15 protein-coding genes are annotated in these 15737 nt (G+C 70.9%); 11 read left to right on the top strand and 4 right to left on the bottom strand.

The features are described 5' to 3' along the window. Positions 1-74: 74 nt before the first annotated feature. Positions 75-1604: a substrate-binding domain-containing protein gene (locus KWI83_RS10775; protein ID WP_308122021.1), complete on the top strand. Its 1530-nt coding sequence runs from the start codon at positions 75-77 to the stop codon at positions 1602-1604. A gap of 313 nt (positions 1605-1917) precedes the next feature. Here the strand turns inward: KWI83_RS10775 and KWI83_RS10770 are convergent, their stop codons facing one another. Further along, complete coding sequence (locus tag KWI83_RS10770) at positions 1918-2667, bottom strand: SLATT domain-containing protein (protein WP_218514077.1); 750 nt, start codon at positions 2665-2667, stop codon at positions 1918-1920. Positions 2668-2978: 311 nt separating this feature from the next. Between KWI83_RS10770 and KWI83_RS10765 the strand changes: the two genes are divergently transcribed. From KWI83_RS10765 to KWI83_RS10745, 5 genes are all read left to right on the top strand, one after another. Beyond that, positions 2979-3320, top strand: coding sequence for a YbaB/EbfC family nucleoid-associated protein (locus KWI83_RS10765; RefSeq protein WP_141310988.1), 342 nt, complete (start codon positions 2979-2981; stop codon positions 3318-3320). Between the two features lie 59 nt (positions 3321-3379). After that, complete coding sequence (gene recR / locus KWI83_RS10760) at positions 3380-3979, top strand: recombination mediator RecR (RefSeq protein ID WP_189695777.1); 600 nt, start codon at positions 3380-3382, stop codon at positions 3977-3979. Beyond that, complete coding sequence (locus tag KWI83_RS10755) at positions 3972-4628, top strand: DUF5063 domain-containing protein (protein ID WP_218514076.1); 657 nt, start codon at positions 3972-3974, stop codon at positions 4626-4628. Before recR ends, KWI83_RS10755 begins: the two co-directional genes overlap by 8 nt. A 431-nt stretch (positions 4629-5059) precedes the next feature. After that, the gene (locus tag KWI83_RS10750; protein ID WP_218514075.1) at positions 5060-5503 is read left to right on the top strand and encodes a hypothetical protein; all 444 of its coding nucleotides are present in this window, start codon (positions 5060-5062) and stop codon (positions 5501-5503) included. A gap of 195 nt (positions 5504-5698) precedes the next feature. Next, positions 5699-6202: an SgcJ/EcaC family oxidoreductase gene (locus KWI83_RS10745; protein WP_218514074.1), complete on the top strand. Its 504-nt coding sequence runs from the start codon at positions 5699-5701 to the stop codon at positions 6200-6202. Here KWI83_RS10745 and KWI83_RS10740 read toward each other — a convergent pair. Together KWI83_RS10740 and KWI83_RS10735 are read right to left on the bottom strand one after the other, a co-directional pair. Beyond that, a complete protein-coding gene (locus tag KWI83_RS10740) occupies positions 6168-7541 on the bottom strand; it encodes a HAMP domain-containing sensor histidine kinase (RefSeq protein WP_218514073.1) in 1374 nt (457 codons plus the stop codon). The two genes, KWI83_RS10745 and KWI83_RS10740, sit on opposite strands and share 35 nt — an antisense overlap. Then, positions 7538-8314 (bottom strand): response regulator transcription factor, encoded by a 777-nt coding sequence (locus KWI83_RS10735; RefSeq protein WP_218514072.1) that lies wholly within the window; start codon positions 8312-8314, stop codon positions 7538-7540. The genes KWI83_RS10740 and KWI83_RS10735 overlap by 4 nt, the downstream gene beginning before the upstream one ends. A gap of 210 nt (positions 8315-8524) precedes the next feature. Here KWI83_RS10735 and KWI83_RS10730 point away from each other — a divergent pair, with 210 nt between their 5' ends. From KWI83_RS10730 to KWI83_RS10715, 4 genes are all read left to right on the top strand, one after another. Further along, positions 8525-9802: an aspartate kinase gene (locus KWI83_RS10730; protein WP_218514071.1), complete on the top strand. Its 1278-nt coding sequence runs from the start codon at positions 8525-8527 to the stop codon at positions 9800-9802. Continuing rightward, complete coding sequence (locus tag KWI83_RS10725; RefSeq protein WP_218514070.1) at positions 9799-10851, top strand: aspartate-semialdehyde dehydrogenase; 1053 nt, start codon at positions 9799-9801, stop codon at positions 10849-10851. The genes KWI83_RS10730 and KWI83_RS10725 overlap by 4 nt, the downstream gene beginning before the upstream one ends. Positions 10852-11250: 399 nt before the next feature. After that, positions 11251-11826 carry a SigE family RNA polymerase sigma factor gene (locus KWI83_RS10720; protein WP_218514201.1) on the top strand — a complete coding sequence of 192 codons (576 nt, stop codon included), beginning with the start codon at positions 11251-11253 and terminating at the stop codon, positions 11824-11826. Next, positions 11823-13013 carry a hypothetical protein gene (locus KWI83_RS10715; RefSeq protein WP_256362056.1) on the top strand — a complete coding sequence of 397 codons (1191 nt, stop codon included), beginning with the start codon at positions 11823-11825 and terminating at the stop codon, positions 13011-13013. The genes KWI83_RS10720 and KWI83_RS10715 overlap by 4 nt, the downstream gene beginning before the upstream one ends. Here the strand turns inward: KWI83_RS10715 and KWI83_RS10710 are convergent. Then, positions 12983-13786, bottom strand: a complete 804-nt coding sequence (locus tag KWI83_RS10710) for an SURF1 family protein (protein ID WP_308122020.1) — start codon at positions 13784-13786, stop codon at positions 12983-12985. The two genes, KWI83_RS10715 and KWI83_RS10710, sit on opposite strands and share 31 nt — an antisense overlap. 70 nt (positions 13787-13856) lie before the next feature. Here KWI83_RS10710 and KWI83_RS10705 point away from each other — a divergent pair, with 70 nt between their 5' ends. Continuing rightward, positions 13857-15692, top strand: coding sequence for a prolyl oligopeptidase family serine peptidase (locus KWI83_RS10705; protein ID WP_218514068.1), 1836 nt, complete (start codon positions 13857-13859; stop codon positions 15690-15692). Positions 15693-15737 lie beyond the last annotated feature (45 nt).

The following is a 15737-nucleotide window of genomic DNA, read 5'->3' as shown; positions in this document are numbered from 1 at the left end:
GGCCCTGACGGCCCGTTCGGACAGACGTACGGTGACCCCACCATCTGAGCTCTGGGAGTGGCGGGGGACCACCAGTGTTGGAGTGGCTGAACAACGAGAGCATCATCGCCGTCGGCACGTCCGTCCTCGGTGTCGTCGCGGCCCTCGCGACGTTCCTGTACGACCGCTGGGTGCCGCGTCGCAAGCTGATCGGCTACCGCGTACAGATGGACACCCCCATAGGCGACGGTGTGTCGTCCAACCCGCGCCTCGGGGACTTCGACGTACCGAACATGGCCCGCGCGTCCCTCGTCCTGCTGCGGATCGAGAACGACGGAGCACGGAGCATCGATCAGGGCGACTACACCGCGTCCGAACTCCACGGCCTGACCGCCGAGTTCACCGGACGCACCGTCCAGGCCGTCGCGGTCACCCAGCCGTCCGGCATCGACCATCTCAACAGCCACTTCAGGCGCGAGAACGGCTTCAACCACCACGACAACAAGGTGACCATCCCGCCTGTCCCGCTCGAACCCGGCGACCACTTCAAGCTGCTCGTGCTGCTCTCCGGCGGTCAGGTGGAGGGCGAGGTCAAGGTGATCGGTGGCATCCGGGAGGGCCGGGTCCACCAGAACAGCTCTCCCACGCCGGACGAGAAGCAGCGCCTGTTCAGCCTCCCCGCCCGGGTGGTCAGCGGCGCGCTCATCCTCGCCGTGCTGGGCCTCGCCGGCATCATCCTCACGCGCGACGGCAACCCGATCGAGTGCGAGCGGGGCGAGCTGACCGTGATCGGCTCGACCGCGTTCGAGCCCGTCGTCCGGACGCTCGCCAAGCAGTACGAGAACAAGTGCGAGGACGCCGACATCTCCGTCGAGGCGCGGGGCAGCGAGGCCGGGGTGACCGAACTCGCGCAGCTGGCCCGGCAGTCGAAGGACGACGCCCGGTCGGTGATCGCCTTCTCGGACGGGCCGCTGGGGGAGAGTCTGAACCTGGAGGGGGAGAAGGTCGCGGTGTCCGTCTTCACCGTCGTCGTGCACAGGGACATCGACCTCGGTCCGCACGGTCTGTCCCTGCAGGAGGTGCGGGACATCTACGCGGGCAGGTACCAGCGCTGGGGCCAGGTCGTGCCCGGCGTCGAGAAGATCGCCGACCTGCCGATCGTCCTGGTCAGCCGGGGTGACGAGTCGGGTACGCGGCAGGTCTTCCAGGAGCGGGTGCTGAAAGCGTGGGAGGGGGCGCCGAGCACGTCACTGGACTGCGAGGTCCCCGAGGAGGCCGGTGACATCGTCACGCGCTGCGAACTCCCCGGCACCAGGGCTGTGTTGGACAAGGTCGAGGAACAGCCCGGCGCCATCGGCTACAGCGAACTCTCCCTCGCCGAGGAGCGGGGTGACGCCCTGCGCAGGGTGCCCCTGGACGGTGACCGGCCCGACGACGAGCAGATCGAGCTGGGCGGCAGCCGCTATCCGTACAAGGACATCGAGTACGCCTACACCTACGGTGCCCCCCGCCCCGGTTCCCTCGCAGCCAGCTTCCTCGCCTACCTGGAGGAGCCCACCAGCCAGAAGGTGATCCGGGACGAGGGACATCTTCCGTGCCTGCGGACGCCGGAGCAGTGCCAGTGACGCGCCGTGGGGCGCAGCCGCCGGGGTGGGGCGGGTGGCGGTGGGGGCACAGTCGCCGGGGTGGGGCGGGTAGCCGTGGGGGGGCGCAGCCTCCAGGGCGGGACGGGCAGCTGTGGGGGGCGCAGCCCCTAGGGCGGGGCGGGGAGCCGTGGGGGGGGGCAGCCCCTAGGGCAGGAGGGTAGCTGTGGGGGCCGTAGCCCCTAGGGCGGGACGGTAGCCGTGGGGCCGTAGCCTCCAGGGCGGGACGGTAGCCGTGGGGGGCGCAGTCCCAGGACGTGACGGGTAAAGCCCGACCGCGCGGCCTGCACGTCGGTCAGCGCGGCTCCGGCGGACGCTGCCGCGGCATATTGGGCCGGGCCCCCGCCCCCGGCGGCAACGGAAACCTCCCCTGCCCGCCCGTGCCCTCCGGCCGCCCCCCGGACGCCACCGCCGACTGGATCCCGAGCGGTGCGGACCCGGTCCGGAACTCCACCATCCAGTCCGCCGTCTCCGTCCGCACCAGCTCCGTCACGTCCTCCGAGAATCTCCGCAGCACCCCGAGGCACCGCTCAGCCGCCTCCCCGGCCGTCCCCTCGGTGGGCCCCAGCACCTCCCGCACACTCTCCGACGCCCAGTCGAACTGCAACGCCTGCAACCTCCGCTGCACGGCCTGCGCGGTCGCCACGTCCCTTATCCACCCGGACGTCACCCCGAAATACCGGTCCACCGCCACACAGGACACCGCCAGCAACAGCGCCAGATACCCCCAGGGCGCCACCCCGCCCACCACACCGGTCAGGTCGAGGAACGGCAGCGCGGCCCCGGTCACCGCCCCCGCCGCCGCCCCGCACCGCAGCGCCCGGGCACCCCGCCGTTTCCACACCCGGTCGGCGAGATACCAGGCCGCCGTCTCCAGCGCCCCCCGCTCCACCCACCGGTACAGCTCCTCCAGCCGCACCGCGGGCTCCGTCCAGTCCCCGAGCGGAAACGCCCGCCCGGCCAGATCGCCCGGCCGCAGCCCGGCCGCGCCCTCGCCCCGCCCGTCCTGAGGCGGCCCCTCGGGCTGCATCTCCGGCTGACCCACCCGGCACTCCCTATCGACCACAGCTGATCACGGTGCGTGACACGTCGTGTCGTACAGCTCGTACAGCGCACGCGTCGTCACGACGTCCCGCCTGATGGTGACGCCGATGCGCCAGGACCCTTCCTACCGCCCAATGGGTGGCGAAGGCCCCGCTTTCCCCTGTTTTCCGCCCGGAAGGGGGCCTTGATCAGGTATAGGACACGGACTCCTCTCACTCGAAAGAGTGCTGGAGCGACGGCCGCGTGGACCACGTAGGCTCGTGCTGAGCGGAAAATCCCCGTGCCTCATGAGCCCCGGAAGAGGAGCTGATCGTGATCCCCGGTGGTGGCCAGCCCAACATGCAGCAGCTGCTGCAGCAGGCCCAGAAGATGCAGCAGGACCTGGCGAAGGCCCAGGAGGAACTGGCGCAGACCGAGGTCGACGGCCAGGCGGGCGGCGGCCTGGTGCAGGCCACGGTCACCGGCGCCGGTGAGCTGCGCGCCCTGCGGATCGACCCGAAGGCGGTGGACCCGGAGGACACCGAGACCCTCGCCGACCTGATCGTGGCGGCCGTGCACGCGGCCAACGAGAACGCGCAGACGCTCCAGCAGCAGAAGCTGGGCCCGCTGGCCCAGGGCCTGGGCGGCGGCGGTATCCCCGGACTGCCCTTCTAAGACGGGCCGCGGGAAACTACCGTACGTACTGAACGAGACCCAGGAAGGGCGGCAGTCCGTTGTACGAAGGCGTGGTCCAGGACCTCATCGACGAACTGGGGCGGCTGCCCGGCGTCGGTCCCAAGAGCGCCCAGCGGATCGCCTTCCATGTGCTGCAGGCGGAGCCGACGGACGTCCGTCGGCTCGCGCACGCCCTTCTGGAGGTCAAGGCGAAGGTCCGCTTCTGCGCCACCTGCGGCAATGTCGCCCAGGAGGAGCTGTGCGGGATCTGCCGCGACAGCCGCCGCGACCCGGCGGTGATCTGTGTGGTCGAGGAACCCAAGGACGTCGTCGCCATCGAGCGCACGCGTGAGTTCCGCGGCCGCTACCACGTGCTGGGCGGCGCGATCAGCCCGATCGAGGGCGTGGGCCCGGACGACCTGCGTATACGAGAGCTTCTCGCCAGGTTGGCCGACGGGACGGTCACGGAACTCATCCTGGCCACGGACCCGAATCTGGAGGGCGAGGCCACGGCGACGTACCTCGCCCGCATGATCAAGCCCATGGGCCTGAAGGTCACCCGCCTGGCCAGCGGCCTCCCGGTGGGTGGCGACCTGGAATACGCGGACGAGGTGACCCTCGGCCGCGCCTTCGAGGGGAGACGACTCCTAGATGTCTGACGCCACGCTGCACTCCACGACGCAGGACCCGGACGACTTCGCGGTCCAGATCGCGGACCAGGTAGAGAGCTTCCTGGTAGCCGTCACCGAGGTGGCCAGGGGCGCCGAGCCGGACTCGGCCGTCCCCTTCCTCCTCCTGGAGGTCTCCCAACTCCTCCTGGCCGGCGGCCGCCTGGGCGCCCACGAGGACATCGTCCCCGAGGAGCGCTACGAACCCGACTCGGGCCCCGAGCCCGACGTCGACGAACTCCGTGAGAACCTCGCCCGGTTGCTGGAGCCGATCGACGTCTACTCGGAGGTCTTCGACCCCTACGAGCCGAGCAGGGCTCGCGTCCCGGCCCGTATCTCCGACGACATCGCCGACGTCATCACCGACCTGCGCCACGGCATGGCCCACTACCGCGCGGGCCGCACCACGGAGGCGCTGTGGTGGTGGCAGTTCTCCTACTTCTCCAACTGGGGCTCCACGGCCTCCGCGACCCTGCGCGCGCTGCAGTCGGTCGTCGCCCACGTCCGCCTCAACCAGCCCCTGGAGGAACTGGACGGCCTGGACACGGACCAGGGGATGGGCGACGACACCCTGGAGATCGAAGCCGGAAGGGTCATGCAGCAGGAGATCGCGAGGCCGCTGGGGCTGCGGGTGAAGTAGCCGACGCGGCCTCCGGCGTGTCTCAAGCGACACCTCGGCGTTGCCGTTCCGAAGCAGGCGCCCCCCTACTGTGACGGGACCTTGATCCAGCCGAAGCGGACAAACGGGGGGCGACCGACACAGTGGCACGCGTACGGAGAAGACCTACGAGGGCGACGGCAACGGCACCGGCGGCCCTGACCCTGGCCGCACTGCTCACGGGTTGCGGTCCGACGGACGCGGACGCCGACGGGGGAACGCGCCCTGCGGGACCAGCGTCCACGACCACGGCGCCGGCATCACCGCCGGAACCGACGACAGCGACGCCCACCCCCACATCGACCGCGTCTCCGTCCCCGACGCGCACCACACCCGCGCCGAGGCCGACCCCGAAGCCGTCCACGGCGCCCCCGACGCGGTCGCCCCGACCGGCCGCTCCCACCGTCATCGGCATGTACGCCTCCACGGCGGGCGGCCGGATCGCCCTCGAACGGGGCGGTGCGGGACAGGAGTTCACGGTCTCCGTCCACAACGGCAACACGCGCGCGTACGCCCACGTCCGCGTCGCCTTCCAGATGGAAATGATGACGGACACGGAGGCCGCCGCGGACTCCAACGGCCTGGTCCTGGAACGCCGCGACCCCTCCACCGGCACCTGGCAGCGCGCCGACCTGCGCGTGGCCAACGACGTCTACCCGCACTACCTGTATCCGGACGGCACCCGGCTGCCCCGCGAGGCCTCCCGAGTCGACCGCTACCGCCTACGGGCCCTGCCCGAGGGCCCGACCGGCTCCACCCCCCTCCTCATCCGCCTCGTCGACACCAGTGCCCCCGAAACCGCCCCCGACAGCCAAGGCGTACCCTGCCGCACCTCACTGATGGTCACCGTGAGCTGACAGGAACCTCTCCGGTGAACAGCGTGAAGTCCACGCAGGCGTTACGGACCCCTGACGCTCCGTGATTTGGCGAGGTCCTTGATCCGCCCTGCACGCCCGCTGGACGGCCCCTAACCAGTGCAAGGCGAGTCTTGAGTCACTCCCGCAGCGCGAGTCGCTGAAGGAGCAACTCCTCTCACCTGCACTGGAGATGCGATGAACCGCAAGACCCGTATACGCGCCGCCGTCGTCACCGCCACCGCGCTCGTCGCCACCGCCACCGTCACCGCCGGCGTCGGTGTCGCCGAACCGTGGTGGGGTGGGAACAACAAGGCCACCAAGGCGGAGATCGCCGGTCTCTTCGACGACTGGAACGCCGCCCTGCAGACCGGCGACCCGCAGAAGGTCGCGGACCTGTACGCCAAGGACGCCGTGCTGCTGCCCACCGTGTCCAACAAGGTCCGTACCGACCGGGCCGGTATCGTCGACTACTTCGAGCACTTCCTGCAGAACAAGCCGGTCGGCACCAAGGTCCAGACGATCGTCAAGGTCCTGGACTCCAACTCCGCCCTCGACACCGGCGTGTACCAGTTCGCTCTCACCGACCACGAGACCGGTGAGAAGCGCACGGTCACCGCCCGCTACACCTACGAGTACGAGAAGCTCGGCGGCCAGTGGAAGATCGTCAACCACCACTCCTCTGCGATGCCCGAAGGCTGATCGAGACGCAGAGCCCGCCACCGGGAGCGTCCGTGAGAGTGACGGTGCCGCCGTCGTCGGTGACCAACTGCTTGACGACGGCGAGGCCGAGGCCGGAGCCGGACCTGCCGGTCAGGCCCTTGCCCCGCCAGAAACGGTCGAAGGCCCGGGACTTGTCGGCGTCCGACATGCCGGGTCCCTCGTCCAGCACGGAGACCGTCACCTCGTAGCCCCGGTGCTCCACCCGGACGGTGATCGTCCCGCCGTCCGGTGACACCTCCAGGGCGTTGGAGAGCACGTTGTCCAGCACCTGGTCCAGGTGACCGGGGCTGGCCAGCACAAGCGGCCGGCCGTCGGCACTCCCCCTGAGCGCGATGGTGACTCCGCGCTCGTCGGCGGCCGGTCTCCACACCCCGAGCCGCTCCCGCACGATGTCCGTCAGCGGCAGCGGCTCGGCGGCCGTCACCTTCGCCTCGGCCCGTGCCAGCACCAGCAGACCGTTGACCAGGCGGCTCATCCGGACCACCTCGGCCGTCGCCTGCTCCACGTCCTCCCGGACGAAGTCGTCGTCCACGCCGTCCGCGATGTTGTCCAGGGACAGCCGCAACGCCGTCAACGGGGTCCGCAGCTGGTGCGACGCGTCCGCCACGAAGATGCGCTGCGCCGCGATCAGGGTGTCGAGGCGTTCCGCGCCCTGGTTGAGGGTGCGGGCCAGGGTCTGGGTCTCGGGCGGGCCCGTCACGGGGGAGCGGGCGGTCAGATCGCCGTCGCTGAACCTGCTCGCCATGTCGTTGAGCTGGCGCAGCGGGCGGGTGATGCGGCGGGCGACCGCGACGCCGATCAGGGCGGCGACGCCCAGGACGGCCACCGCGAGGCCGGCCCGGAAGCCCCAGATGGTCCACAGGCGGTGGGTCATCTGGGCGGTCGAGAACTTGATGCGTACGGCGCCGACGACCTTGCCGTCGTCGCGCGCGTGGGCGGGAACCGTGACCACCAGCTCCGGCCCCCAGACGAACGAGGAGCCCCAGTCGGTGGTGACCCGCTCCTCATCGAGGGCCCTGTTCAGGGCCGCGTCCTGGTCCGGGCGGGGCAGGGGCGGCGCGCACTCCTGGGTGGCGGTCGTCTGGACCGCGCGCGTCTCGCCGTCGTCGTCGTACGCCCGGGCCATCCGCTCCAGGGCCAGGCACGAGGCCGGGTCGCCGTTGCCCAGCAGCACCGCCATGGTCGCGGCCTTGCGCTGCACGGAGTCACTGGTGTCGTCCCGCAACTGCTTGGTGAGCGAGAACGCCACCGGCACGGTGAACAGGGCGATGGCGATCGCGACGAGCAGGATGTAACTGCGGACGAGCTGGCGGATCATCGGCCGCTGCCGCCTTTTCCGCCGTTGCTGCCGCTGCCGCTGCCGCCTTTTCCGCCGTTGCTGCCGCTGCCGCTGCCGCCTTTTCCGCCGTTGCTTCCGCCGCCGTTCTCGGCGATGTCCAGCCGGAAGCCCACCCCCCGCACCGCCTCGATCGTGATCGCCCCCGCCAGCTTCCGCCGCAGCGCCGCCACATGGACGTCCAGGGTCTTGGTCGGCCCGAACCAGTTCGCGTCCCAGACGGCCTCCATGATCTGCTCGCGCGACATCAGCGCCCCCGGCTCCTCGGTGAGGAAGGCCAGCAGGTCGTACTCCTTGGGCGCGAGCGCGACCTCCTCGCCGTCGAGGCGGACGCGGGCCGCCTTGCGGTCGATCGTCAGGCGCGGGCCGTACTCGTCGGGGCCGGACTCGGCGGGCGTACGGGGCTTCAGGCGCCGCATCACCGCCCGTATCCGCGCGATGACCTCCCGTACCCCGAACGGCTTGGACACATAGTCGTCGGCGCCCAGCTCCAGGCCGACCACCCGGTCCGTCTCGTCGCTGCGGGCGCTGATCACGATGATCGGGACGTCGCCGCGCTCGCGCAGCGCCTTGCAGACGTCGAGGCCGTCGGTGTCGGGCAGGCCGAGATCGAGGAGTACGACGTCGTACGGCCCCTGGTGCGCGAGGGCGGCACGGCCCGTCGTCACCCACTCCACCTCGAAGCCGTACCGGATCAGCCCGCGTCGCAGTGACTCCGCGACCGGCTCGTCGTCCTCCACCAGAAGTACGCGCACAGGCCGCACCCTAATGCTTGAAATTTAATTGACAGCACCCGGGTGGGTGTTCTCTGTGATGCGGGGCACTTTCCGAGTGGTCCGGTGCCCCTGCGGGCATGTGCCTCTCCGGGACGGGCGGCGGGACATCTCACCATGCGATATCGCGAAGGTGATTTTCGGCCGCTCGTTAGACTGAGCCGACACACCAGGACTGAGCGAGGAGCGCACGTGGGCCTTGTCGTGCAGAAGTACGGAGGCTCCTCCGTAGCCGATGCCGAAGGCATCAAGCGCGTCGCCAAGCGAATCGTGGAAGCCAAGAAGAACGGTCACCAGGTGGTGGCGGTGGTTTCCGCGATGGGCGACACGACGGACGAGCTGATCGATCTCGCCGAGCAGGTTTCCCCGATTCCTGCCGGGCGCGAGCTCGACATGCTGCTGACCGCCGGAGAGCGGATCTCCATGGCCCTGCTGGCCATGGCGATCAAAAACCTGGGCCACTCGGCCCAGTCCTTCACCGGCAGCCAGGCAGGTGTCATCACCGACTCGGTCCACAACAAAGCCCGGATCATCGATGTCACGCCGGGCCGGATCCGGGACTCGCTGAACGAGGGCAACATCGCCATCGTGGCCGGTTTCCAGGGTGTCAGCCAGGACACCAAGGACATCACCACGCTGGGGCGCGGTGGCTCCGACACCACGGCGGTCGCGCTGGCCGCGGCGCTCGACGCCGAGGTCTGTGAGATCTACACGGACGTCGACGGGGTGTTCACCGCCGACCCGCGCGTGGTGAAGAAGGCCCGGAAGATCGACTGGATCTCGTTCGAGGACATGCTGGAGCTGGCCTCGTCCGGGTCGAAGGTGCTGCTCCACCGCTGTGTGGAGTACGCCCGCCGCTACAACATCCCGATCCACGTCCGGTCGTCCTTCAGCGGACTGCAGGGCACCTGGGTCAGCAGCGAGCCGATCGAGCAAGGGGAAAAGCAGGTGGAGCAGGCCATCATCTCCGGTGTCGCGCACGACACCTCCGAGGCCAAGATCACGGTCGTCGGCGTGCCGGACAAGCCGGGCGAGGCCGCCGCGATCTTCCGCACGATCGCCGACGCCGAGATCAACATCGACATGGTCGTGCAGAACGTGTCCGCCGCCTCCACGGGCCTGACGGACATCTCCTTCACGCTGCCGAAGACCGAGGGCCGCAAGGCCATGGACGCGCTGGAGAAGAACAAGGGCGGCATCGGCTTCGACTCGCTGCGCTACGACGACCAGATCGGCAAGATCTCGCTCGTGGGCGCCGGGATGAAGACCAACCCGGGCGTCACGGCGGCCTTCTTCGAGGCGCTGAGCGGCGCCAGCGTGAACATCGAGCTGATCTCGACCTCCGAGATCCGTATCTCGGTCGTCACCCGCGCCGACGACGTGTCCGAGGCCGTGCGCGCCGTGCACACCGCCTTCGGCCTCGACTCCGACAGCGACGAGGCCGTCGTCTATGGAGGCACCGGGCGATGACCGTACGACCGACGCTCGCGGTCGTGGGAGCGACCGGAGCCGTCGGCATGGTCATGCTCCAGATCCTGTCCCAGCACGCGGACATCTGGGGCGAGATCCGGCTCGTCGCCTCGCCGCGCTCCGCCGGCCGCAAGCTGGCCGTGCGCGGCGAGGAGGTCGAGGTGGTGGCCCTGTCCGAGGAGGTCTTCGACGGGGTCGACGTCGCCATGTTCGACGTGCCCGACGAGGTCGCCGCGCACTGGGCTCCGATCGCCGCGGCCAAGGGCGCGGTGGTCGTGGACAACTCGGGCGCCTTCCGGATGGATCCCGACGTGCCGCTGGTCGTGCCGGAGGTCAATCCGCACACGGCGCGGGTCCGGCCGCGCGGCATCATCGCCAACCCGAACTGCACCACGCTGTCGATGATCGTCGCCCTGGGCGCGCTGCACGCCGAGTTCGGGCTGCGCGAGCTGGTCGTCTCGTCGTACCAGGCGGTGAGCGGTGCCGGGCGGGCGGGCGTGCAGACACTGCGCCAGCAGCTGTCCCTGGTGGCCGGTACGGAGTTGGGGACCAGCCCCGGTGACGTACGGCGGGCCGTGGGGGACAACACCGGGCCGTTCCCGGAGCCGGTCGCGCTGAACGTCGTACCGTGGGCCGGGTCGCTGCGGGAGGACGGCTGGTCGTCGGAGGAGATGAAGGTGCGGGACGAGTCCCGCAAGATCCTCGGCCTGCCGAAACTGCCCGTCGCCGTGACCTGCGTCCGGGTGCCGGTGGTGACCGCGCACTCGCTGACCCTGCACGCCCGCTTCGAGGGCGAGGTGACGGTGGACCGGGCGCGGGAGATCCTCGCCACGGCGCCGGGTGTCGTCCTGTGCGACGATCCGGCGGCCGGGGAGTTCCCGACGCCCGCCGACGTGGTGGGCACCGATCCGACCTGGGTCGGGCGGGTGCGGCGGGCGCTGGACGACCCGACGGCGCTCGAACTCTTCGTGTGCGGGGACAATCTGCGCAAGGGTGCCGCGCTGAACACGGCTCAGATCGCGGAGCTGGTGGCGGCCGAGATGTCCTGAGCGAAAATTGCCCCTGGCGAGGCCCGGATCTGTTTGTAGGATCAACGTAAGGATTTCCTCCCCGTCATCCGCAACCACGCGGAGGGCGGGGAGCGTCTATGCGGTCGCCCTTCCGGGGTGTGGGACGCGTTGATCCAAGGCGTGGGGACGCCGATGAACGAGCGTGGGGACGCCCGTTCATATGCGATTTAGGGGAAGAGCGGGACGCATGAGGGCATATGAGGCACCGTCAGTCGTGCTGCCTGACGCGCGAACGAGAGCGACGTCCGGCACGTACAACCCTGACGGGGTCAGACGTGTCCAACTGGCGTGGCAGAGGTACTCGACTTCCCCGCGGTGGCCCGCGGCCCGGCCCTACGGCCCCCCCGGCGGCCCGTCCGCACCCGCATGCCCGGCGGCATGCCGGTGATCGCGCCGATGCCCGCAGCGCGGCCCGCCCGCATCCCCAGCCCGCGTGACGGCGCCGATGACGCCGTGGCCGCCGGCACCAGCGTCGACCACCTCACCGAGACCTACCGCACCCACTACCGCTCGCTGCTCGGTCTCGCCGCGCTCCTCCTCGACGACACCGCCTCCTGCGAGGACGTCGTCCAGGAGGCCTTCATCCGCGTCCACTCGGCCCGCAAACGCGTCCGCGACCCGGAGAAGACCCTCGCCTATCTGCGCCAGACGGTCGTCAACCTCTCCCGCTCCGCGCTGCGCCGCCGCATTCTCGGACTGAAGCTGCTGTCCAAGCCGATGCCGGACATGGCGAGCGCCGAGGAGGGGGCGTACGACCAGCTGGAGCGGGACTCCCTGATCAAGGCGATGAAGGGCTTGCAGCGCCGGCAGCGCGAGGTCCTGGTGCTGCGCTACTTCGCGGACATGACCGAGGCCCAGGTCGCCGAGACGCTCGGCATATCGCTGGGTTCGGTGAAGGCGTACGGCTCCCGCGGCATCGCCGCGCTCCGTCTCGCCATGGAGGCACCGGCATGACGAACGGCACGTCGCACGAGCCGTACGAATGGCGCGAGCCGACCGAGGGGCGCGAGCCCGATGTCCTGCGTGAGCCGACCGAGGCGCACGATCAGGAGCCGAAGCATCAGCACACTGGGAACGGAACCGTGAACGACCGCCTCGACGACCAGAGCTCCGAGGGGCTCGACTCGGACGAGCTGGCACTGCGCAACATGCTGCACCAGGCGGTGCAGGACATCGAACCGCGCGAGGGCACGCTGGAGCACCTGCGGCGGGCGGTGCCCGCACGCCGGGCGCGCAAGCGGCAGGCCGCCGTCGGCATGGCGGCCGCGGCGCTCTTCGTCTGCACCGCCGTACCCGCCCTCGTGCACGTCTCCAACTCCACCGGCCCCGACGCCAACCCCTCCATCGCGGGCCACGGCGCGCAGACGCAGGGCGGCGCGGGCGAGGGCAGGACCACCGACGGCACGGGCGGCACCTCGGGCGCCTCCACCGGCAAGTCGGAGGACAAGGGCAAGGGCGGCCCGACGCAGGCCGAGACGGGCCCCGGCTCCACCCCGAGCAGCGGTGTCGTCGACGACACCACCGACGAGGTCTACCCCTCGGCGACCCATGCGGTCGCCGCCCCCGTGTGTACGGCGGCCCAGCTGGGCTCGGCCACCGCGACCGCCGACGTCCCCGACGCCGCGGACACGGTGTACGGCACGTTCCGGATTACCAACGTCTCCACCGCCGGCTGTACCGTCGGCGGCGCCGGCACGGTGACCCCGCTCGCGCAGGGCGCGGCGGACGCCACCAGGATCAGCGTCGTCGCGCACACGGCGGGCGACGCGGCGACCGGCCTGCCCGATCCGGCCGAGGAAGTCCCGCAGCTGGTACTGCAGCCGGGCGCGGCGTACGAGGTGAGGTTCGCCTGGGTGCCCTCGGAGGCCTGCCCCACCGACAGCTCCGGCGACACCGGCGGCGGCCCCGGTGACCCCTCGCCCGGCCCGACACCCAGCACCGACGCGGGCACGGGCACCGACGGCAGCTCCACGGGCGGCGACACGGGCACGTCGACGCAGCTGATGACGGAGGAGGGCACGGCGGACGGAAGCGTCGTCGTCTCGTACACGGCGGAGCCGGGAGCGCCGACGGTGTCGGCGACGGTGTCGAACGCGTGTGCGGGAACGGTCTACCGGACGGGCGTGCTGTCGGCCTCGTAGGCGGTGCCCGCGTCCGCTGCGAGGAGGCCCATCTCGGCGTCCCGTACGAACTCCACCTCACGGCGGAACAACCGGAACCACATAAACACGACAAACCCGGCGAAGACGAACCATTCCCCGGTGTACCCCAGGTTCTGGAAGGCCTTCAGGTCGAGCCCGGTGTCCGGTGCCGCGCTCACCGGCACGGCCGTCATCCCGGAGTCGCCCTTGTTGAGCGTGACCCAGGCGTCGTAGACGTCGTACGGCACGAGGTTCACCAGCGAGGCCGCGCTGATCGCCGCCGTCTGGCCCTTCGGCAGTCCGCTGCGCGCGCTGACGCCGTTCTCACCGGGGTTCTCTGAGGCCTGCAGCGCGCCGGTGACGGTCACTTCACCGCGGGGCGGGGCAGGCACCTTCGCGGCGTCCGGCTCACCGGGCAGCCAGCCCCGTACGACGGGCAGGGCCTTGCCGTCGTCGGTGTGCAGCAGGGTCAGCACGTAGTAGCCCCGCTCGCCGTCCAGTTCCCGGTCCGGCACGAGCAACTGCTCGCCGTACCGCCCGCTGATCCTCGTCTGGTCGCCGACCGTCTCCTTGTCCACGGGCAGCAGCTCGGCCAGCGGCCGGGCGGCGCCCTTCTTGTCCGAGGCGGCCTGCTCCTGCGCGCTGCGATGGTCCTCGACCCGCGCCTCGAACCGGCTCAGCTGCCAGGACCCCATGAAGACGCAGAAGGGGATGGCGAGCAGCACGAAGACGTTGATCCCCCACCATCGGGGCGTCAGCAGAAACCGGTACACGCCATCAAAGGTACGGGGGGCCGGGGGAGGGGTGGGGTGCGGGGTCGGTGCGGGCGGGCAGTATGGGGTCATGACTGAGAGCAACGGGTCCCCCTCGCCCGAGCGGCGCGAGGACATGCCGGACTGGGAGAAGCGCTTCCGGGCGCCTCGGGTGTCACTGCCCGACTGGGCGGAGGACGCCCCCGACCGCTCCTTGTTCGTGTCGAACGCGACGGGGACGTACGAGCTGTACGCCTGGGATCGCGCGACGGGCGAGCAGCGCCAGGTGACGAACCGGCCGAACGGCACGACGGACGGTGTGCTCTCCCCGGACGGCGAGTGGATCTGGTGGTTCGACGACAAGGACGGCGACGAGTTCGGCGTGTGGCGGCGGCAGCCCTTCACGGGAGGCGAGGACGAGCTCGCCGTGCCGGGGCTGGATCCGTCGTATCCGGCGGGCCTCGCGCTCGGGCGGGACGGGCGTACGGCGGTGGTGGGGCGGTCCACCGACGAGGACGGTACGACGATCCATCTCGCGCGCGCGGGCGAGGCGCCGGTGGAGATCTACCGCCACCGTGAGTCGGCGGGCGTCGGCGATCTGTCCCACGACGGCTCGCTGATCGCCGTCGAGCACACCGAGCACGGCGACGCCATGCACTCGGCGCTGCGCGTGCTGCGCCCCGACGGCACGCCGGTCGCGGAGCTCGACGACACCAAGGGCGGCACGGTGGAGCTGGGCCTGGAGGTGCTCGGCTTCGCGCCGGTCCACGGGGACACGCGGCTGCTGATCGGGCACCAGCGGCGCGGCCGCTGGGAGCCGCTGGTGTGGGACGTCGCCACGGGGGAGGAGACGGACCTGGCGCTGGAGCTGCCGGGTGATGTGAGCGCCGAGTGGTATCCGGACGGCTCGGGGCTGCTGATCGGGCACAGCTACGAGGCGCGCGGGGAGCTGTTCCGCTACGACCTGCGCACGCGCGAGCTGGTGAAGGTCCCGACCCCGACCGGCACGGTGTCGGGGGCGACGGCCCGGCCGGACGGCAGCGTGGAGTACCTGTGGTCGTCGGCGGCCGAGCCGTCGTCCGTGCGCTCGACGGCGGGTGGCGTGGTGCTCGACCCTCCGGGCCTGAAGTCGCCGGGCTCGGTGCCGGTGGAGGACGTGTGGGTGGAGGGGCCCGGGGGGCGTATCCACGCGCTGGTGCAGAAGCCGGTGGGGGCCACCGGTCCGCTGCCGACCGTCTTCGACATCCACGGCGGCCCGACCTGGCACGACAGCGACTCGTTCGCGGCGGGCCCGGCGGCCTGGGTCGACCACGGGTACGCGGTGGTCCGGGTCAACTACCGAGGCTCCACGGGCTACGGCCGGGCCTGGACGGACGCGCTGAAGCACCGGGTCGGCCTGATCGAGCTGGAGGACATCGCGGCGGTCCGCGAGTGGGCGATCGGCTCGGGGCTGGCGGACCCGGACCGGCTGATCCTGACCGGCGGTTCCTGGGGCGGCTACCTCACGCTCCTCGGCCTCGGCACCCAGCCCGACGCGTGGACGCTGGGCATCGCCGCGGTCCCGGTGGCCGACTACGTCACCGCGTACCACGACGAGATGGAAGCCCTGAAGGCCATGGACCGCACGCTGCTCGGCGGCACCCCGGAGGAGGTCCCGGAGCGCTTCGAGGCGTCGTCCCCGCTGACATACGTCGACCAGGTCAAGGCGCCGGTGTACATCTCCGCGGGCGTCAACGACCCGCGCTGCCCGATCCGCCAGATCGAGAACTACGTCAAGCGCCTTCAGGCGCGCGGCGCGGTCCACGAGGTCTACCGCTACGACGCGGGGCACGGCTCCCTGGTCGTCGACGAGCGGATCAAGCAGGTGCGGCTGGAACTGGACTTCGCGGAGCGGCACCTCAAGGGCAGGGGCAGCAGGGGGAACTGACCGGCCTCACTGGTTGCTCTGTGTGGGGGCTGCGGGGCTGCGGGG

The sequence above is a fragment of the Streptomyces sp. TRM70350 genome (assembly GCF_019219825.1).
GTDB lineage: Bacteria > Actinomycetota > Actinomycetes > Streptomycetales > Streptomycetaceae > Streptomyces.
Note: the sequence above shows the minus strand (reverse complement) of the source record. Positions and strands in the feature narration are given on the sequence as shown.